Here is a 19,049-nt window from a genome sequence, read left to right as displayed (position 1 = left end):
AATCCGACTGCACCAACTATTTGACCGTTTTCGCAATGACTATCCCGAATTTTATCAGTGCTATGAACTTGACCACAACAATCAAAAAAATAATCACCTTGCCATTTTACAGCAAAATAATATTGCTAATCTCGCTACCAAACTCAGATGGTAAGGCTGATCCACAAGGAGGAACAACATGGCTCGTCAAGATTATGAAGACTATGACTATGATTACGATGACTACGAAGATTCCCGCAATCATCATTATGCAAAACGACCGCGACCACGGTATCATGAAGATTATGACAGTCAACCACCGCAGCAAATACAGAAACGGGACGCCCGTAACTATCGCCGATCACCGAATGATTATCGCGAAGAACGTTATCCGCCTCACGAGTATGAGCAACGTGAACCACGGCCACCCTACAATCGAGAAGATGAACACGATCCACGGTATGAATACAACGAACGTCCAATCAATCACCAAGTCGCTTCACATAAGAAAACTCGTCCCAAACGGCCACGTAAAAAAATTAAGCGGCAACGATCACCAAAACGCCAACCAAAACCGGTGAAAGAAAAAAAGCCTCGTAAATTAAAACAACCGCGTGTCGGTATTCGGCGAAAAACCACTTGGTTATGCTGGCTGATCTTACTCGCTAGTGTGAGTTTTGGCGTGTATAAGAACTTCACGGCCATCAATAAACACACGGTGCATGAACGCGAGATAGTTAAAGTTAAGTTGACTGATACCAATGCGATAGAAGCTTTTGTTACTGACTTCGCCAAAGTTTATTACACATGGGAACCTAACCAAGAAAAATTAGAAACACGGCAAAAGGATCTTGGTAAGTTCATGTTAAATGGTTTAGTGACCCTGAATGCTGATGCGCTACGTTCAGATATTCCGACAACTTCCACCGTGTCTGATATTCGGATTTGGAAAGTTGAAGCTAAGAAAAATCAGGTCAATAAAGTATTATTTACGGTTAATCAGCAGATCAAAAATAGTCAAAAAGAAGATATCCCAAAACCAATCGAGTCCACCTACTCCTTGAACGTTATGAAGAATAAAGATGGTGATATGGTGATTTTCACTAATCCAACAATCGCGGCCGCTCCGACTAAGGCCAAAATAGCCGAAAAGCAACTTCAAACGGATAGCACAATTAACGCTGAAACCACTGGTAGCATCACTAAGTTTCTAACAACTTTCTTTACTCTTTATCCAAGCGGCACCGCCAATGAACTAAAATATTACGTTGCTGGTGGTACGAAACCGTTAAATAAAGACTATCGGTTTGCGGAATTAGTTAATCCCACATTCCATCGTCAAGGTGACAATATTCAAGTTGACGCAACTGTTAAGTTTCTCGATAGTGAGACGGATATGATCCAGTATTCGCAGTACACACTTGTTTTAGAAAAGTCAGGTTCAAACTGGACAATCAAGTCCGGTTTGTAGAAAATAAAAACGCGGCACTCAATTTGAATGTCTGCGATAATCCCTTTATGGTTGTCAGATGAAATACAATAATTCATCTGATGATTATGGAGGGATTTTTGTATGTCCAGATCTAAGTTCACGGCACTGGAGAAGTTCAATCTACTTAAAGTTTACCAACAGTCAGACCTGCCAAGAGCTACGTATGCAAGACAGCACGGAATCAGTCAGGATACACTTAGAAGATGGTTGATGCGTTACCAGAGAGATGGAATTGAAGGTCTTGAAGAAGCCAAGAAGAACATTCACTACAGCAAGGAGTTGAAGCATACCGTTGTCTTTGCCTACCTGAATGGAGAAGGCACTTTAGAGGAAGTGGCCGATAAATATGGTCTGCGTAACTCAACGCAAGCAAAAGTCTGGGTCGATAAGTATAATGGAGACAAACCTTTGACGGCATCACCGTCCAGAAAGCAGGTCCCCACTATGCGTAAGAAGACGACTTTCGAAGAACGAATTGAAGTAGTTGAGTACGTGGTCAAACACAAGCATTCATACACTGAGGCCGCAGAGCACTTTCAAGTTTCGTATCAACAAGCACGTTCCTGGGTGCTTAAGGCCAAGAATAGTGGTTATGAGGCACTCGTTGATAATCGTGGTCAGCACAAAGATGAATCTGAACTGACTGATCTCGATAAGGCGAACCTTCGCATTCGCCAACTAGAAGCCGAGCTTAAAGACAAAGAATTGGTGGAACAATTCGCAAAAAAATTGCTGGAACTTCAGCGCAAGGGGTGAACAAACAACATCGGCTGGCCTATGTCGCAATCAAAGAGGTCAGTCAAGGTAAGCGTGGTGCACTCACTAAGCTATTAGCCGTTGTCGGCGTAAGCCGGCAGGCATACTATAAAGGGTTAAAGCGAGAAGAAACCGCTTGGGAAGCCCGTGATCGTCAACTCAAGGAACGGACGCAATACTGGTTTGATTTTCATCATCAAGGTATCGGTGCTGGGAATCTCTTAGTGAATCTTCAACATGATGAGCTGATTGCCTTCGAAGTTACTTATAAAATGGTTCGACGTGTGATGCGAGAACTCGGATTGAGGTGTCAGATTCGAGTCAAGAAACACAGTCGCCAAAAAGCTATTGATCAATACGTTCAAGACAATGTCTTAAACCAGAACTTTGAAACAGACGCGCCTAACAAAGTTTGGTTGTCCGACTCGACTGAATTAAAACTTGGTCCAAATGGCGAATATAGGATTCGGCTGAGTGGTGTTCTCGATCTCTATGGGCGTCTTCTCTTGTCACACCATCTCAGCATTACCGAAACCTCGGCTGCGGAAATAGAAGTATTTCAACGTGCATTTGAAAGAGTCGGAGATGTTCATCCACTGATCCACACAGATCGCGGGTCAGCTTATACATCTGGCGCCTTCAACAACTTTCTTGGACGTTACGATGTGACTCGTAGCATGTCTCGTCCAGGCACACCATACGATAACGCGCCGATGGAGCGTTGGTGGAATGAGTTTAAGCTTCGCTGGATGGATCGCCATCCGATGCCTAAAACCTTTGAAGAACTCGTGAAGCTGGTTGAAGAAGGCATTGAATACTTCAATCACCACAACCGTTCAGCACAAAGAAACGGCCTCACTCCAGATGAGTACTGGAGTGAAGCCGCTTAGAGACAGATTCAATTTTATATTATTTCATCTGTCAACTTGACAGGGCCTAGTGCAGTCGTGTATACATACTTATTTGAATTGTAAAATAGTCTTAATTATCCTAATGTAATTAAAACTAAAATCAAAGGTTTGTTAATAGATGCTATGTTGATTTTAAATAATGCTTGACGTTTACATAGACATAGGTCTATATTATAAACATAGATGCGCGTCTATATTTATAATGTACGGTCTTGGTCACTGCCAGGAGTTGGACTTGGCTAATAAATTAGCTTAAATCGTGGAATCGAGGTTTACAAATGGACTATCAAAAGTATGTTCAAATGCTTAAAGCAATGGCTGATCCCAATCGTTTGAAAATTATTGATCTGCTTTCTTGTGGCTCTTTGTGCGCCTGTGATATTTTAGAGCATTTTGACTTTTCACAGCCGACCTTATCCCACCATATGAAAGTATTGCAAAATGCAGGTATCGTGGCCGCACGTAAAGAAGGTAAATGGCAGCATTATACGCTACAGGCCGAATTCATGGCGACCTTTAAACAAGATACGGCACAATTATTGTCCAGTGATGATCAGTGTGTCTGTCATGATGTGACTTGTACAGCGTGTGCTTCCGGAAAGGTTGTTGTAACTAATGAAAAAAATTGAATTATTTGAACCAGCAATGTGCTGCTCGACTGGCCTTTGTGGTCCGTCCGTTGATCCTGCTCTTTTAATGATCACGTCAGCTTTTGATGCGCTGCAAGGCGTTAAAACGATTGAAGCCGATCGTTACAATCTCAGTAATAATCCTGACGTGTTTAGCGAACGGGCTGATATTTTAGCAGCAATCAAGGATGATCCCGATGCCGTATTGCCGATCACCGTTGTTGATGGGCAGATCGTTAAAACTGGTGCTTATCCAACTATTGACGAGTTATCTGACTATACGGGGCTGGTTTTTGTGCCGGCTGAGCAGTCAGGTGGTTGCTGTGGCGGTGCCAGTGGCTGTTGTTGATTTTACTTAATTTAAGAGATGGCACGGCCATTTCTTTTTAAATAATATATAGACAATCATCTATATAACTGAGGAGGATATCGATGCAAGACTATCAACCACAAAAAGCACATTTAACGCATTACTTGTTTTTTACCGGTAAAGGCGGCGTGGGTAAAACGACAACGGCCAGCGCCACGGCAATCAATTTAGCCGATGCTGGTAAGCAAGTTATGTTGGTTTCCACCGACCCAGCCAGTAATTTACAAGATGTTTTCAATACAGAATTAACTAATAAACCACAGGCGATCAACGGGGTGCCCGGCCTATTTGCCGCTAATTTCGATCCGGTGACGGCTGCTGGTGAGTACCGGGAAAGTGTTGTTGGCCCTTACCGCGGGGTATTGCCTGATGCCGCAGTTAAAAACATGGAAGAACAACTATCCGGCTCTTGTACCGTCGAGATCGCTTCGTTTAATGAGTTTGCCAATTTCCTAACTGATCCGACGATCGACCAGCGTTTTGATTATATTATTTTTGACACGGCACCGACTGGCCATGCCTTACGGATGTTGCAACTACCCGCGGCGTGGAATAATTATTTAGCTGAAAATGATCGCGGTGCTTCTTGTCTCGGTCAATTAGCAGGCATGGGTGATAAAAAAGCCGTTTACGCCAAGGCCGTAGCAACACTGAGTAATAGCGAGTTGACTACCTTAATGTTAGTCACACGACCACAAAAGACAGCGTTACTTGAGGCGGCCCGGGCGGCTCAGGAACTAGCTGCAATCGGGATGCAAAATCAACAATTGATCATTAATGGGACGCTTAAGGCACCAATGGATCAGGCTTCGCAAGCTATTTATACGCAACAACAAGCTGATTTGCAGCAGATGCCGGCGATTTTAAAGGAATTTACCCAATATGAGGTCCCATTGCGGGCCTATAATGTGACTGGCCTAGATAAATTGCGCTTAGTTTTACAAGCAGAACAACCGGTATTGGCAGCTTATCCGCCGCTGAACAATGATTATCCCACCTTAGATCGGATCGTTGCTGATCTGATCAAAACGAATAAAAAAATCATTTTTACAATGGGTAAAGGCGGTGTCGGTAAAACAACGGTTGCAGTCCAAATTACGCAAAAGCTGGTCGCCCAACATAAAACGGTGCACTTAGCGACCACTGATCCCGCCGATCATCTTGATTTTTTCAAAACAGATGATCCAGCAGTTACGATCAGTCATATTGACGAACAACAAGTGTTGCAGGATTATCAAGCTGAAGTGTTAGCTGCGGCACGGCAGACGATGCAGTCGGCTGACGTCGATTACGTCGCCGAAGATCTGCGGTCACCCTGCACGCAAGAAATTGCCGTTTTCCGCGCTTTTGCCAATATTGTGGCGCAAAATGACAGCGATGTGGTGGTGATCGATACCGCACCAACTGGGCACACTTTGTTGCTGCTGGATTCAACGCAAAGCTATGCTAAGGAAGTGCAACGCACAGCTGGTGATGTGCCACAGGCCATTATTGAGCTATTACCAAGGTTGCAAGATCCCGCTCAGACCGAGATCGTGATGGTGACTTTACCAGAAACCACGCCGGTCTACGAATCAATGCGGCTTAATGAAGACTTGAAGCGCGCAAAGATCGCGCATACCTGGTGGCTGGTCAATCAAAGTATGTTAGCCACACAAACCACGCATCCGTGTTTACAGGCGCGTGCCCAAAATGAAGTTGAATGGATCGAAAAAGTCAAAGCCATTTCGGCCGATCATTTTGCGGTGGAACAATGGCAACCTAATTTTGAACAAACGTTATTAACTATTTAAATAAAAATCAGTTGATCAGGGTAGTGGTACCCTGATTTTGGTCGTTGGAGGAAATTATGCAAGTTTTTTTAGCCGTTTTTATATTTTTACTCACGTTATTATTTGTTATCTGGCAGCCTAAAGGGTTATCGATCGGCTGGACCGCAATTGGTGGCGCATTACTGGCACTATTATTTCGGGTCGTCACGCTTCAAGATGTGGGCACTGTTACGGGAATCGTTTGGAACGCCACTTTATCGTTTGTCGCGATTATTTTGATCTCATTGATTTTAGATGAGATCGGCTTTTTCGAGTGGGCCGCGTTGCATATGGCGCGGTTGGCTAAAGGCAATGGCGTACGGATGTTCATTTTGATCGCCGTTTTAGGTGCGATCGTGGCGGCACTATTTGCCAATGATGGCGCCGCGTTGATTTTGACCCCGATCGTTTTAGCCATGGTCCGTGCATTACATTTTGATGAAAAAAAAGTTTTCCCGTTTATTATTGCCAGTGGCTTTATTGCCGATGCCACCTCGTTACCTTTAGTCGTCAGTAATCTAGTTAATATTGTCTCTGCCGACTTTTTCGGAATTACGTTTTCCGAGTATGCACTGAGAATGTGGCTCCCGGATCTGTTCTCCTTAGTTGCTAGTATCAGCATTTTATACTTATATTTCCGCAAAGCGCTACCTAAGCGCTATGATGTCAGTCAAGTCGCTGAACCAAAATCGGCGATCAAGGATCAACGGTTATTTAAATTCTCTTGGGTCGTTTTGGCGGCGCTATTGATCGGCTACTTTAGTAGCAGTTTTCTAAATATTCCGGTCTCATTTATTGCCTTGACGATCGCCTTGATTTTCTTGTTGGTCGGTCAACAAAGCCCGCAAGTGGACACGCGGGCAGTCATTAAAGGCGCACCATGGAACATCGTCTTCTTTTCGCTGGGGATGTACGTGGTGGTTTATGGATTGCAAAATGTCGGTTTAACGGCGCTACTTGCCGGTGTGATCGCTAAAATGGCCACTGGCGGCCGCTTCGTGGCAACTATGGGCATGGGTTACTTAGCAGCGTTCTTATCATCAGCGATGAATAATATGCCAACAGTCATGATCAATGCCTTGTCGATCAAAGGCGCCAATGTATCGGGACTAATGCACCAAACCTTAGTTTATGCAAACATTATTGGTTCCGATCTAGGACCAAAGATCACACCAATCGGTTCACTAGCCACCTTAGTATGGTTACATGTTTTGGCGCAAAAAGGCGTCAAAATTGCTTGGGGAACTTATTTTAAAATTGGTATCACGATCACAATTCCAGTTTTATTCATTACTTTATGCGGCTTATGGTTATCATTAAGTATTTTCGGTTAAGAAAGGCTGGTTTATTATGATACAAACTAAATATGAACAGCAAAATTTGTTGGAAAGTAGTTTAAGCATAATTGACACTTTAGTGAGTCAAGCTGCAAAGACGGAAATAGGATCAATTGCTGCTGCTTATTTGATTCAAGCCAATCAAGAAATCAATTTACTTGAATTGCAATATAGTGGCGAATCAACGATCCAACAGCAGCTATATCGTGTGAAAATTGCATTTATAAAAATCGCAAATTGCAATAGTAAGTTAGCCAGTACCGATAAAGCACACAGACGAAATGGCTCATGGGAGTTCCAGGTGGATCAGGATTAGGCGGCTCGGCCTTTGCGCGCACGTGCTAATTCCTTTCGAAATACTTCAGCTGGTGTACAGAACTTAAGTAAGCGGCGCGGGAGATGGTTGAGCCGAGATTCAGCTTGACGGACCAGACTGGGTGTAGCTAGATCGAGTGATTGCCCCTTAGGAAAGTAACGTCTGAGTATACGATTGTGGACCTCATTAGTGGCGCGTTCGGCCGAGCTATAAGGGTGGGCATAATAAGTCTCGGCAATACCCTCAAGCGCAGCCGTTAGCGTGGTGAACTCTGTTCCGTTATCCGCCGTAACTGTCCGCATAACGTCACCGAATTCAGCCGTAATATTTTGCATGGCATAAGCCACAGATTCAGCGTCTTTACCCTCGATCAAGCGGACAATCTCATAGCGCGTTTTACGTTCGGTAAACGTTAATAGGACACTCTCGCTACCAGCACGTTTGCCAATGACAGTATCGATCTCAAAATGACCAAACTCGTGGCGCGTTTCTACTCGCTTTGGCCGTTCTTCAATACTACGACCGAGTAGGCGCTGATGTTGGTGCGAGTAGTGCTGGGTCGTCCGGCGTTTTGTTTTTTCCAGCAGATCAAGGTTACGGATCTCCAATAGTTGCGCATCGATATAGTTGTACAAAGTCTTCGTACAGACCATTTTGGCCGGCTTAAATAACCGGTGCTTACGGGCATAACCAACAGCAGCGTCCGGCGACCAACCCTCATGGCAGAACTTATCATCAAAGTAGGCTAAGAAGGCCGTCACTTGGCTAAATTTTAATGGACGTCCACAGTTTTGCCGCTTTATTTCATAGCGATTCTGAGCGGCTTCAGGGCTGTAAATTTCAAAGTAGTGTTTCTGATTATTAACGCGTTTAACTTGCGTGACTCGACCACGCTTGAGCTCATTATTGACGGTCTGGTGGCAGACGCCTAATCGAATCGCTATTTGCCGTGCTGAGCATCCTTCAATGTGCCAAGCGGCGATTTGACCGCGTTCGATTTCCGATAAATGGTGACCTTTTGGGCGTGGTGTGATAGACTGTTCTTGCATCAAGACGAAAACTTCTTTCATTGTTTGTTGTAGGAACTTCAATGATACCTGAATTTTTCGTCTTGGTGTCTTTTTTTTACCATTTTGGCTGGGTGGCTAACTTAATTATAAAACGCGCGCATTTATAAAAATAAACCAATTAGTTTTAAACAATTTAGCAGTCAGTTATTTTCGTGATTATACACAGGTAGAGGAAGAGCTTGAACGTTTTCATCGTTTAATCGGCGAGGTAAAGCATGGTTAAAATTAAAATATTTGAAGAAGCAATGTGTTGTGCAACCGGTGTGTGGGCCTAGCGTAAATAAAATATTCGTTCAAACAACTGCGATTCAACGACATGTTAATGCGGATGGTAAGAACCTGATTATCCGTAGAAATCTCACTCAAAATCCAGATGCTTTTGCTCGTAATCATCAGATACAGGCGTTGCTAGAAAAATATGGGATTGCGATTTTACCCATAACCATAGTTGATGGGATAATTACTAAACAAGGTGGATATCCAACCTTCCAGGAATTTTCAAATTATTTACATCAAGATTTAAGTCGTGCACGCGTCCATTAACAAGTGTGGAGGAAATAAATAAGTGGCAAATAAAGCGGAAAAATTATTGATTATTGGTGGTAGTGATGCAGGGGTTTCAGCTGCCCTAAAAGCCAAAGAACTAAAACCAGAACTCGAAGTTCAAGTTTTGTTGGCAGATGAATATCCCAATTTGTCAATTTGTGGTTTACCTTATGCAATCAGTGGTGAGGTAGCTAATTGGCGGTCATTGGCTCATCGCGGTTTGAAAGAATTGACCGCGACCGGTGTCAAGTTTCAAATGAACATGATTGCAGAAAAAATTGACTCACAGCAACATGAAGTTGTGGTACATTCGCTTTCAGGTGAGTTAAAAGTATATCACTATAATCACTTGGTTGTGGCAACCGGGGCAAAACCCAAGCTATCGCATATTAAGGGTGTTGATCTATCACGAACACAACAGTCGCGCAAAGTCCATGTTCTGCACACAATGGCGGATTACTTTGCAATCGAAAAAAATCTAGCTACAAATGATACTCAAGAAGTGGCAATTGTTGGTTCGGGCTATATTGGGATTGAAATGGCAGAAGCCCTAAAAAAACGCCAATTAGATGTAACTATTTTTCAGCGCAGTACAGAAATACTTTCCACTGTAGATGCTGATTTAGGCCAAATTGTTCATCGAAAATTATCTATGAATTCAGTTAATGTTGTTACTGGCTTAACCGTTTCAGAAATAAACGAAAACAATCGAAATGTGGAAGTTATTGGCTTAAATGAACGTCATAAGTCAGAAGCTTATAAGTTCGATTTAGTGTTAATTGTAGTTGGGGTGCAACCTAATGCCGAATTACTTATTAAGGCTGGAGCAACAACGGGAATTGCAGGTGCAATCAAGGTTGATCAATATATGCATACCTCATTACCTGATATATGGGCGGCTGGTGATTTAGTAGAAACAAAACACCATTTGCTAGGCGAAACGTATTTACCATTAGGTACAACTGCTCATAAACAGGGACGAACTGCAGGCTTTAATATTGCAGGTATTCAACGTGCCTTTAAAGGTAGTATCGGAACACAGGTTTTAAAAGTATTCGATTTAGTGGTTGCACGAGCTGGGTTATTAGCAAGTGAGGCAATACATGCAGGGTTCGATCCTCTAACGGTAACCACCGTTGTTGATGATCATAAGGCCTATTTCCCCGGCTCTCAAAAAATTAGAATCAGAATTACTGGTGATAAGAAAACTGGGCGGCTCTTAGGTGTACAGCTAATTGGTCATTATGGTAGTGAAGTGGCTAAACGTAGTGATATTTTTGCAACAGCAATTTTTAATGATATGACTGTGGCTGAAATCAGCGATCTGGACTTATCCTATTCACCACCAGTCGGATCACCTTGGGATGCGGTCCAAATTGCAGCACAAAATTGGGAACAACAAAACACAAAATATTTATTACCCTTAAATCGAAAACCTGTCTAATTGGAATGCAATATTTCAGTACGCTTTGCTTTTAATTGATTTTGAGTGATTTAAAAATTTGGACTGGAAAATGTTATTTGATTCTCAAAACAGTCGCAACAAAATAATCAAAGGGCTTGTTTAATTATAGGGTAATTAACGATGTTATTTCGTTAATTACCCTATTTTGAAAGAGCAACTACATTTTTCGGTATATCAATCAAACAAAATCTAAAAAATTTATCAATACGGTTTCATGTTTAATACTTGTTAAGTATTTGCTTGGTAAAAGGAGGAATCGTCATGTCTGATCAAGATGTCAAACAAGCTTTTTCACACTACGCCAAGCTATCACTCGTAAACAAAACTCGCTCACTCTATTCGCAAGAACAACACCAGGTTCCCCAAATGTCGTTGAATGAAGAAACAGTCGAGTATCCAATTGAGGAAAGACCACCGATTGTTAAGTTGCTTACAGCAGAACAGGCTGTCCATCTTGAAGAGTATTTTGTTAATGAACGCCTAATTATGTCAGTAGCCAGATTAACTGATTTACAAAAGAAGCTGCTTTATTATAAGTACGTTGAGCAACTGTCAGATAAGGCAATCGGCCAAATCTTTCATGTTAGTAGCCAAGCGATTTCCAAACAACATCGCAAGGTGTTAAGCAAAATCGGCGCAAAATTCTACGACTAGCTTAACTATAAGTATTCGATCTCCCCCCACACTCTCTAGAATTAGACGACCCAAATCTAACTCTAGGAGAGCGAACAGCGATGAATTATACCGAAACGATTTACGCCGCACAGCATGGTGATCCCCTTGCCATGGCACGGATATTGGAAGAATTTCAGCCACTAATTATTAGCATCACTTGTTGGGGTCAATTTAAATTTGACGAGGATCGTTATCAAATATTGAGTGAACATTTCATTCGCACCGTCTATAAATTTGATTTAGAGCGGTATTTATAGAACGACGAAGAAGCAAGTTAATCTTTTTTTGATTAATTTGCTTTTTTGGTTTCATCTTTTATTTTTATTTGTATGTATATAGTGAGCAGATAACATGAGCTGCGTGCCCTTTGACAATTGAATATTGCTACCCTAACTTTCTTACTTTTCTTGAACTGTTGATTGGTGGACGCCATGACCCAAGCGCGAGCGCCACCCACTTCTCAATTATGATCTTTAACTAGTGATCGTACAATTTAAGTAGATAATGATACTTCCGCGAGGCTCCCACGTAAGCAGGAGAGGTGAAATTCCTATGTCCGTTAGTGACGGAACAGGGTAACAAGTTCTAATATTAACTAGAATCAGTATTTTTCTTACGAGAGGAAGTGATGTTTTTCTTAACGCTGCAGCCAAAGCCCCTTTTACTTGATTGGAGATGATATTATCGCTACTTCAGAGTTTACAATCGTTATTAGCGACCAACAACAAAATAAGCTGCGTTCAGAAATCTACCAACTAATTATGAGTGAAGTCAAAAAAGTACGTGAAGATGCAGCAATCGGTGCTCGTTATCTAAAGAAAAAGGATTTATGTGATTATTTACAAATTGCTAACAATACATTAGATAATTGGATTGCTCAAGGCTTGCCGGTAATTATTGTTGGCGGTTGTGTTCGCTTTGATCGTCCAGCAGTTGATGACTGGTTAAAGAATAGAGCTGACGAATTAAATCATTCGAGGTAAAATGATTTCGAAGCCTTACGTTCGCTCTGATTAATTTCAATTAATTTTTTGGAGGAATGTAGTTATGACTATTAGCAAAACAAAATCAGGAAGTTATCTTGTAGAGGTGCAATACCCGAAAACGCTCAGACCTTTTTTCGACAATAAACGCCGCTATAGGAAAACTCTGCCAAACTTCAAGGCCGCCAAGGTTCAAGAAGCGAATGTACTATTACAAATTGAACAAGTACGAAAGGATGATAGCCCCCGTTCATTACAAGTCAAAGGAGAAATGTCTTTCAGCGACTTTTACCACAATGTTTTCATGGATGTTTACGTTAAAGGTGCAACTGGTCGAACACACGTCGTACCAACCAGAGAAACTGTTGATTACCAAAAATCACTTTTCAGACTTCATATCCTCTACCAATGTTTGGTAATTACTCGTTGAATTATTTAAATAATCACAAAGAAGTTATCATTAGCGAGCTAACGATGAAATCTGCCACTTTTAGCAATATTCGTAACATTAAGAGCTATACTCGACAATTTTTTGAGCTTGCAGAAGCAATGGATTACATTGAATATAATCGCGTTGGTAAGGTATTAAACATGATAGCGTCTCCTTATCATGATCAGCTGAAAAGGCAACGTCAAGCGAAAGGAGAAGCACTCACGGCGCAAGAACTGCTAGATTGGCTCGAAGCACTAGAAGAAGACTATCAAGCTGGCAAAATCACATTAATGCAGCACTTACTTTTCTTACTGACCTTACATGTAGGTGACCGTAAAAGTGAAACTTATGGTCTACAATGGCGCCACATCGATTTAAAGACTAATTCACTATTCATCATTCAGAGTCTTTCCAAATCTAAACAGCTCAAAGATACTAAAGGCCATAAGTTCACTCAACTAACTATTCCAGAAGAACTGGTTAGTGAGATTGCAGAATGGAAAGCGCAACAAGCTGAAGAGTTAGCGCAGATTGGAATTGAACAAACATCTGAACAATTTGTATTCACGTATACCGATTTTCGTGGTCACATGAATGTTCCCTTACATTCTGACTACCTAAATTACCGAATCAAGTCGATCCATCATCGGCATCCAGAATTAGCTAAATTACACCCACACAAGTTGCGCCACACTTTTGGTACACTTGCCCGTGAAGGTGGTGCTTCCCTTGAGGATATCTCCGAAGCACTCACCCATTCTGACTTAGCAACAACAAAGATCTACGTTAATACACCGGATATCATTTCCACCAAGGTGCACGAAATGTTCGTGAATCGTTTAAAAAAAGAGCGCACAAAAAAACGCCAGATTAGATAATCTGACGTTCAGCATTCTCTGTAGGGTAACCATTACCCCAAATCTTACCCCAACGTTCAATTTTCTGAGCGAATTTTGTTGATTGGGGTAAAAATTAAAATCGTAATCAGGCCTGTTATAACGTGCCGGATTAACGCTTTGAGAACTGACTAGCCTTACGAGCTTTCTTCAAGCCTGGCTTCTTACGTTCTTTCATACGTGGGTCACGAGTTAAGAGACCTGCGCGTTTTAAAGGTCCACGGAAATCAGGGTCTACGTTTAATAGTGCCCGTGAAATACCATGACGAATTGCGCCGGCTTGGCCAGAGAAGCCACCGCCGTTAACGTTAACGAAAACATCGTAACTATCATTTGTATCAGTGATACCAAATGGTTGAACCATATCTTCGCGAATATTTGCAAATGGAATATAATCTGTTTGGTCTTTACCGTTGATCGTAATTTTACCAGTACCTGGTACTAAACGTACACGGGCAACTGAGTTTTTACGACGGCCTGTACCAATATATTGAACTTTTTCTGCCAATTCATTTCCCTCCTTAAATTAGGTTTGTAATATCCAAAGTTTCTGGTTGTTGTGCAGCATTCTTATGTTCAGGACCTGCGTAAACATGCAATTTCATAAATTGAGCATGACCCAATGTGTTCTTTGGAAGCATCCCTTTGATGGATAATTCCAATAAACGAACTGGGTTCTTTTCACGCAATTCGCCTGCAGAAATCTGCTTCAAACCGCCTGGATGAAGGGTATGATGATAGTAAATCTTATCAGTCGCTTTACGGCCAGTTAAGAGTACTTTTTCTGCATTGATGATGATGACGTGGTCACCAGTATCAACGTTTGGTGTAAATGTTGGTTTGTTTTTACCGCGTAAGATAGAAGCCACAACTGTGGATAAACGGCCTAATGCAATATCAGTTGCATCGACAACGTACCATTTGTGTTCTACTTCGCCTGGTTTTGCTAAATATGTTGAGCGCACGTGTATTCCTCCATTTTTCTGTGTCTGTTTAAACACCAGTAAGTTTCCGGGGCTTATCGTGGGGTAAACAGTACCAGCTATAATCTTAACTATTTTACTACAAACTGTCAATCAATTTCGCAATTATTTATCATTAAAGCGTAACCAAATCACCTTTATCAGCTGGACCATCACCATAATAGACTTTTTTCAAGTAAAGTCCACTAGCCGGTGCCGTGTAACGTGCTTGTGTACGGTCTTTAACTTCGTATAAACGTAAAATATCGTGCACTGGCCGACGACCATTACCAATTTCTAAAGCAACCCCAACCATAATACGTACCATATTATATAAGAAGCCATTACCATAGAATTCAAAAATTAATTCATCACTCGCTGGATCCTCAGTTACAGTGGCAGCAAAAATTGTGCGTACCTTATTTTTAATACTGCCACCAGATGCAGCAAAACTACTAAAATCATGCGTACCAATAAAATCAGTCAGCGCTAGTTCAATTTTATCCACATCTAAAGCGTACTTCCAATGACCAGTGTAAAAACGACGAAAAGGATCCGTATAATAACCACGGCTAACGCGATAAACATACCGTTTACCTGTTGTGTCATAGCGCGCATGGAATCCCGGGTCCGCAACTTGGCAATCCTTGACCACTACATCCAATGGTAGCAAACTATTTAAGGCTTTTAACATCGCAGCGGCTGGTAAGACAAATGGAAAATCAAAATGCACGACCTGCCCTAATGCATGAACACCCGCATCGGTACGGCCAGAACCGTTGACCACGATCCGGGTTGGTGATTTAGCAATGGTTCGTACAGCCTTCTCCATGACCCCCTGTACAGTCCGTTGCTTCACTTGGAGCTGAAAGCCTGCAAATTGAGTACCGTCATAGGCAATCGTAACTTTATAACGTAACAAACCAAGCTCTCCTTTCTACTTCACTTTTAAGGTAGTTGATCAGCAAAAAACGCTAATCAACCTTGATGTTACGGGCGATGGCCATTCTTGTGGTAAAAATCGTCCCGCAAGAAACATGGCTCTACTTCACTTTTAAGGTAGTTGATCAGCAAAAAACGCTAATCAACCTTGATGTTACGGGCGATGGCCATTCTTGTGGTAAAAATCGTCCCGCAAGAAACATGGCTCTACTTCACTTTTAAGGTAGTTGATTAGCAAAAAACGCTGATCAACCTTGATGTTACACCTGTTGTAACGCCAATAAAAACGGTGGGTTAAAGGCACTACTCACCTCAAACCCACCAGTTATTATTTATGCACGTAACCAAATTAAAATACCTGTCAGTAACACAAAAGCAATCACTGCCCAATTGTCAGCAGCGCGCCAAGTTAGAATGCGGTATTTACTGCGACCTTCACCGCCTTGATAGCCACGCGCTTCCATCGCTGTCGCTAAATCTTCAGCACGATTAAACGAACTAACGAATAACGGAATCAGTAAAGGAACAACTGCACGCATCTGTTGAAAAATATTACCTTCGCCAAAATCAACCCCGCGCGCTCGTTGCGCGTTCATGATTTTTTCAGTTTCATCCATCAATGTTGGCACAAACCGTAGCGCAATTGAAAGCATTAACGCAACTTCATACACTGGAAAATGTACGATCCGCAGCGGTTTCAAAATTGCCTCGATTGCATCAGCCAATGATAAGGGGGGTGTCGTCAGCGTCAATAAAGTCGACATGAAAATAATCAGTACAAAGCGCATGAAGATATAAACCCCGTTAACGATCCCAAATTGGGATAAAACAATCGGTCCCCAAGACCAATAGGTAGTTCCCCCACGCGTAAAGAATACTTGTAGTAGTACGGTGAAGAGAATCAGCCAGATCAACGGTCGAACACCGCGAATAAAGAAACTCATCTTAATATTCGATAAACGTACAGCTAAAATGGTAAACAAGAACAAGACTAGATAGGTCAACCAGTTGTTGGCTAAAAAAATGATTCCAATATAATAGAAACTAAGCAATAATTTATTCCGCGGATCCAAACGATGGATCACCGAGTTACCAGGAATAAAACGGCCAAACAGCAATTTATTCATCATGTGGCTGACTCACCGCCTCTCGAGGTAATTGAGGCAACAACGCCGCTGCCAATTCAACTTCAGTTAGTGGTAACCGGGTAAACTTAAAGCCTCGCTTTTGCAGCCGCGCCGCAAATTCAGTGGTTTCCGGTACACCCAGTTGCCGTTTCTGCAGCCACTCTACATCCTGAAATATCTCGCTTGGTTGGCCTACCTTAGCTACTGTCCCATGTTCCATCACGATCACGTGATCAGCATAATTAGCCACATCTTCCATATGATGCGTGATCAAAACAACGGTTAATTTTTGTTGCTCATGTAATCGTGTGACCATCCCCATAATCTCACGACGACCGGCTGGATCTAAGCCCGCTGTTGGTTCATCCAGGATCAAAACTTCAGGAGCCATCGCTAAAACGCCAGCAATAGCCACACGCCGCATTTGACCACCAGATAGATCAAATGGTGAGCGTTCCAGTAATTCAGCCGGTAGACCTACTAAATCAAGCATCTCAGCAGCCTTCTTCGCTGCATCAGTTGCACTCATGCCAAAATTCATCGGACCAAATGCAATATCTTTAGCAACGGTTTCCTCAAATAACTGGTTCTCTGGAAATTGGAACACCATTCCAACTTTTTGCCGCAAGGGTTTTAAATTTTTATTGTTGGTCTCCGGCGTAATTTGCCGGTCACCAATCGTTACTGTGCCGCTAGTAGGTTTTAACAATGCATTAAGGTGTTGGACTAGGGTTGATTTGCCACTACCGGTATGGCCAATGATCGCCGTGAAACTCTGATCTGCGATCGTTAAATTAATATCATGTAGCGCCTGGCTTTCAAAGGGCGTTCCGGCCTGGTAAGTATAAGCTACATCTTGGAATGTAATGTCCATAGCCAATCCACCAACCCTTCCTCAGTTAAGTATTGTTGCGGTACAATTAAGCCTTGGCGATGCAAGGCCGCCTTTAACCGCTCGGCATAAGGAACATCAAGACCTAATTCGATCAAACGCTCGCCATACTGAAAGATTTCCGCTGGCGTGCCTGATTCCTTGATCTCACCATCGTCCAAAATAACAATGCGGTTAGCGTTAGCTGCTTCATCGATATCATGGGTGATCGAGATCACTGTCAAATTTTCCTGTTCCTTTAGCTCACGAACTGTATCTAGAACTTCGATCCGCCCATTGGGATCAAGCATACTCGTCGATTCATCTAAAATAATGATCTGCGGTTGCAACGCGATTACACCAGCAATCGCCACCCGTTGCTTTTGCCCACCCGATAAACGAGCTGGTTCACGATCAGCGAACTCGGTCATCCGTACGCGTGCCAAAGCGTCATGCACACGCGTAACCATCTCATCACGTGGCAAGCCAATATTTTCCAAGCCAAAGGCGACATCATCTTCAACAGTAGCCCCAACAAATTGATTATCAGGATTCTGAAAAACCATGCCAATTTGGCGTCGAATATCCCACACACTATCTTCAGTTAATTCAATTCCAGCAACGCGAATTTTACCACTTTCTGGGTTCAATGGTAGCAACCCATCTAGTGACTTCGCCAAAGTCGACTTACCACTACCGTTATGGCCGATGATAGCAACCCACTCGCCTTGCTCAATCGTTAAATTAACATCACTTAGCGCTGGTCGTCCTTCCGTTTGCGGGTAACGGAAATTTAAATGTTCGACTTCAATAATTTTTGTCACAACAGTCACCTTTACCGTTCAATTTACTTTTTCTCAATGTTTCCATGATAGCATATTAAGCGCTTTTCGTGTGTCTTTTTCCACTAAGACAAAAATTTTGCGTAAAAAAAAATCACATTCTAAAATGTGATCGAATACACGATTCGCCAACCATCGAGCTAGACTTGGAAAAACAACTAACCAACATCATAACACTCTAGTCAAACATTTTAGAAGTGATCGTTTTTAATCCTGGTTGATCATTGACAATTAGTCAACAAATTTTAAAACAACCATTGGTGCGCCATCGCCGCGACGAGGCATGGTTTTGTAGATTTGTGTGTAACCACCGTTACGTTCTGCATAACGTGGTGCAACATCACTAAATAATTTTTGTAAAACTGTTTGTACGACAACTTTTTCGTCTTCTTCACGTACATCAGCAATTTCATCACGGATAAAAGCAGCAGCTTGGCGACGAGCAGCTAAAGTGCCTTTTTTACCTAAAGTGATCATTTTTTCAGTTGTTGAACGTACTTCTTTAGCACGAGCTTCAGTTGTTGTGATCGATTCGTTCATGATTAAATCAGTCGTCAAATCGCGTAGCAAAGCTTTACGTTGTGAACTTGTGCGACCTAATTTGCGGTAACTCATTAATGTGTTCCCTCCCTTGAT

Annotated in this window: 23 protein-coding genes; 15 read left to right on the top strand and 8 right to left on the bottom strand. The window is 42.2% G+C overall.

The annotated features are described in order from the left end of the window. Positions 1 to 178: 178 nt before the first annotated feature. The 8 genes from LC20001_RS03810 (at position 179) to LC20001_RS03775 (ending at position 7,601) form a co-directional block, all read left to right on the top strand. The gene (locus tag LC20001_RS03810; protein ID WP_010011729.1) at positions 179 to 1,450 is read left to right on the top strand and encodes a conjugal transfer protein; all 1,272 of its coding nucleotides are present in this window, start codon (positions 179 to 181) and stop codon (positions 1,448 to 1,450) included. A gap of 102 nt (positions 1,451 to 1,552) precedes the next feature. Beyond that, positions 1,553 to 2,227: a helix-turn-helix domain-containing protein gene (locus tag LC20001_RS03805; RefSeq protein ID WP_010011730.1), complete on the top strand. Its 675-nt coding sequence runs from the start codon at positions 1,553 to 1,555 to the stop codon at positions 2,225 to 2,227. Continuing rightward, positions 2,224 to 3,117, top strand: a complete 894-nt coding sequence (locus LC20001_RS03800) for an IS3 family transposase (protein WP_010011731.1) — start codon at positions 2,224 to 2,226, stop codon at positions 3,115 to 3,117. The genes LC20001_RS03805 and LC20001_RS03800 overlap by 4 nt, the downstream gene beginning before the upstream one ends. Before the next feature lie 299 nt (positions 3,118 to 3,416). Continuing rightward, the gene (locus tag LC20001_RS03795) at positions 3,417 to 3,767 is read left to right on the top strand and encodes an ArsR/SmtB family transcription factor (RefSeq protein WP_010011732.1); all 351 of its coding nucleotides are present in this window, start codon (positions 3,417 to 3,419) and stop codon (positions 3,765 to 3,767) included. Beyond that, the gene (gene arsD, locus LC20001_RS03790) at positions 3,754 to 4,116 is read left to right on the top strand and encodes an arsenite efflux transporter metallochaperone ArsD (RefSeq protein ID WP_010011734.1); all 363 of its coding nucleotides are present in this window, start codon (positions 3,754 to 3,756) and stop codon (positions 4,114 to 4,116) included. Before LC20001_RS03795 ends, arsD begins: the two co-directional genes overlap by 14 nt. Before the next feature lie 83 nt (positions 4,117 to 4,199). Continuing rightward, on the top strand, positions 4,200 to 5,930 hold the full coding sequence (gene arsA / locus LC20001_RS03785) for an arsenical pump-driving ATPase (RefSeq protein ID WP_010011736.1): 1,731 nt from the start codon (positions 4,200 to 4,202) through the stop codon (positions 5,928 to 5,930). Between the two features lie 56 nt (positions 5,931 to 5,986). Continuing rightward, the gene (locus LC20001_RS03780) at positions 5,987 to 7,282 is read left to right on the top strand and encodes an arsenic transporter (protein ID WP_010011737.1); all 1,296 of its coding nucleotides are present in this window, start codon (positions 5,987 to 5,989) and stop codon (positions 7,280 to 7,282) included. Positions 7,283 to 7,298: 16 nt separating this feature from the next. Further along, positions 7,299 to 7,601: a hypothetical protein gene (locus tag LC20001_RS03775; protein ID WP_225358879.1), complete on the top strand. Its 303-nt coding sequence runs from the start codon at positions 7,299 to 7,301 to the stop codon at positions 7,599 to 7,601. Here the strand turns inward: LC20001_RS03775 and LC20001_RS03770 are convergent. Beyond that, positions 7,598 to 8,671 carry an IS30 family transposase gene (locus LC20001_RS03770; RefSeq protein ID WP_099267112.1) on the bottom strand — a complete coding sequence of 358 codons (1,074 nt, stop codon included), beginning with the start codon at positions 8,669 to 8,671 and terminating at the stop codon, positions 7,598 to 7,600. The two genes, LC20001_RS03775 and LC20001_RS03770, sit on opposite strands and share 4 nt — an antisense overlap. 252 nt (positions 8,672 to 8,923) lie before the next feature. Here LC20001_RS03770 and LC20001_RS03760 point away from each other — a divergent pair, with 252 nt between their 5' ends. The 7 genes from LC20001_RS03760 to LC20001_RS14565 all read left to right on the top strand — a co-directional run bounded on the left by LC20001_RS03760 (position 8,924) and on the right by LC20001_RS14565 (position 13,651). Beyond that, positions 8,924 to 9,214 carry an arsenic metallochaperone ArsD family protein gene (locus LC20001_RS03760; protein ID WP_010011740.1) on the top strand — a complete coding sequence of 97 codons (291 nt, stop codon included), beginning with the start codon at positions 8,924 to 8,926 and terminating at the stop codon, positions 9,212 to 9,214. A 22-nt stretch (positions 9,215 to 9,236) separates the two neighbouring features. Next, positions 9,237 to 10,661, top strand: a complete 1,425-nt coding sequence (locus LC20001_RS03755) for an FAD-dependent oxidoreductase (RefSeq protein WP_010011741.1) — start codon at positions 9,237 to 9,239, stop codon at positions 10,659 to 10,661. A gap of 282 nt (positions 10,662 to 10,943) precedes the next feature. After that, a complete protein-coding gene (locus tag LC20001_RS03750; RefSeq protein WP_010011742.1) occupies positions 10,944 to 11,336 on the top strand; it encodes a sigma-70 family RNA polymerase sigma factor in 393 nt (130 codons plus the stop codon). An 80-nt stretch (positions 11,337 to 11,416) separates the two neighbouring features. Further along, positions 11,417 to 11,614, top strand: a complete 198-nt coding sequence (locus LC20001_RS03745) for a helix-turn-helix domain-containing protein (protein ID WP_010011744.1) — start codon at positions 11,417 to 11,419, stop codon at positions 11,612 to 11,614. Between the two features lie 408 nt (positions 11,615 to 12,022). Beyond that, positions 12,023 to 12,340, top strand: coding sequence for a helix-turn-helix transcriptional regulator (locus LC20001_RS03740; protein WP_010011745.1), 318 nt, complete (start codon positions 12,023 to 12,025; stop codon positions 12,338 to 12,340). Between the two features lie 64 nt (positions 12,341 to 12,404). Beyond that, a complete protein-coding gene (locus tag LC20001_RS14570; protein WP_225358896.1) occupies positions 12,405 to 12,770 on the top strand; it encodes a hypothetical protein in 366 nt (121 codons plus the stop codon). Between the two features lie 119 nt (positions 12,771 to 12,889). Continuing rightward, the gene (locus LC20001_RS14565) at positions 12,890 to 13,651 is read left to right on the top strand and encodes a tyrosine-type recombinase/integrase (RefSeq protein WP_225358897.1); all 762 of its coding nucleotides are present in this window, start codon (positions 12,890 to 12,892) and stop codon (positions 13,649 to 13,651) included. Positions 13,652 to 13,781: 130 nt separating this feature from the next. Here LC20001_RS14565 and rpsI read toward each other — a convergent pair whose 3' ends face one another. From rpsI to rplQ, 7 genes are all read right to left on the bottom strand, one after another. Next, positions 13,782 to 14,177 carry a 30S ribosomal protein S9 gene (gene rpsI, locus LC20001_RS03730; RefSeq protein WP_003679350.1) on the bottom strand — a complete coding sequence of 132 codons (396 nt, stop codon included), beginning with the start codon at positions 14,175 to 14,177 and terminating at the stop codon, positions 13,782 to 13,784. Positions 14,178 to 14,190: 13 nt separating this feature from the next. Next, complete coding sequence (rplM, locus tag LC20001_RS03725) at positions 14,191 to 14,634, bottom strand: 50S ribosomal protein L13 (protein ID WP_003679352.1); 444 nt, start codon at positions 14,632 to 14,634, stop codon at positions 14,191 to 14,193. 133 nt (positions 14,635 to 14,767) lie between these two features. Beyond that, the gene (gene truA / locus LC20001_RS03720; protein ID WP_010011746.1) at positions 14,768 to 15,553 is read right to left on the bottom strand and encodes a tRNA pseudouridine(38-40) synthase TruA; all 786 of its coding nucleotides are present in this window, start codon (positions 15,551 to 15,553) and stop codon (positions 14,768 to 14,770) included. Between the two features lie 352 nt (positions 15,554 to 15,905). Continuing rightward, positions 15,906 to 16,703, bottom strand: a complete 798-nt coding sequence (locus tag LC20001_RS03715) for an energy-coupling factor transporter transmembrane component T family protein (protein WP_010011749.1) — start codon at positions 16,701 to 16,703, stop codon at positions 15,906 to 15,908. Beyond that, positions 16,693 to 17,574 (bottom strand): energy-coupling factor ABC transporter ATP-binding protein, encoded by an 882-nt coding sequence (locus LC20001_RS03710; RefSeq protein ID WP_003679358.1) that lies wholly within the window; start codon positions 17,572 to 17,574, stop codon positions 16,693 to 16,695. Before LC20001_RS03710 ends, LC20001_RS03715 begins: the two co-directional genes overlap by 11 nt. After that, a complete protein-coding gene (locus tag LC20001_RS03705; RefSeq protein ID WP_010011750.1) occupies positions 17,550 to 18,395 on the bottom strand; it encodes an energy-coupling factor ABC transporter ATP-binding protein in 846 nt (281 codons plus the stop codon). The genes LC20001_RS03710 and LC20001_RS03705 overlap by 25 nt, the downstream gene beginning before the upstream one ends. 249 nt (positions 18,396 to 18,644) lie before the next feature. After that, positions 18,645 to 19,028, bottom strand: a complete 384-nt coding sequence (gene rplQ / locus LC20001_RS03700; protein ID WP_003679362.1) for a 50S ribosomal protein L17 — start codon at positions 19,026 to 19,028, stop codon at positions 18,645 to 18,647. Between the last annotated feature and the right edge of the window lie 21 nt (positions 19,029 to 19,049).

Source organism: Loigolactobacillus coryniformis subsp. coryniformis KCTC 3167 = DSM 20001 (assembly GCF_002706425.1).
GTDB classification, from domain to species: Bacteria; Bacillota; Bacilli; order Lactobacillales; family Lactobacillaceae; genus Loigolactobacillus; species Loigolactobacillus coryniformis.
The sequence above is the reverse complement of the archived record's forward strand: the minus strand, read 5'-3'. Positions and strand labels throughout refer to the sequence as shown.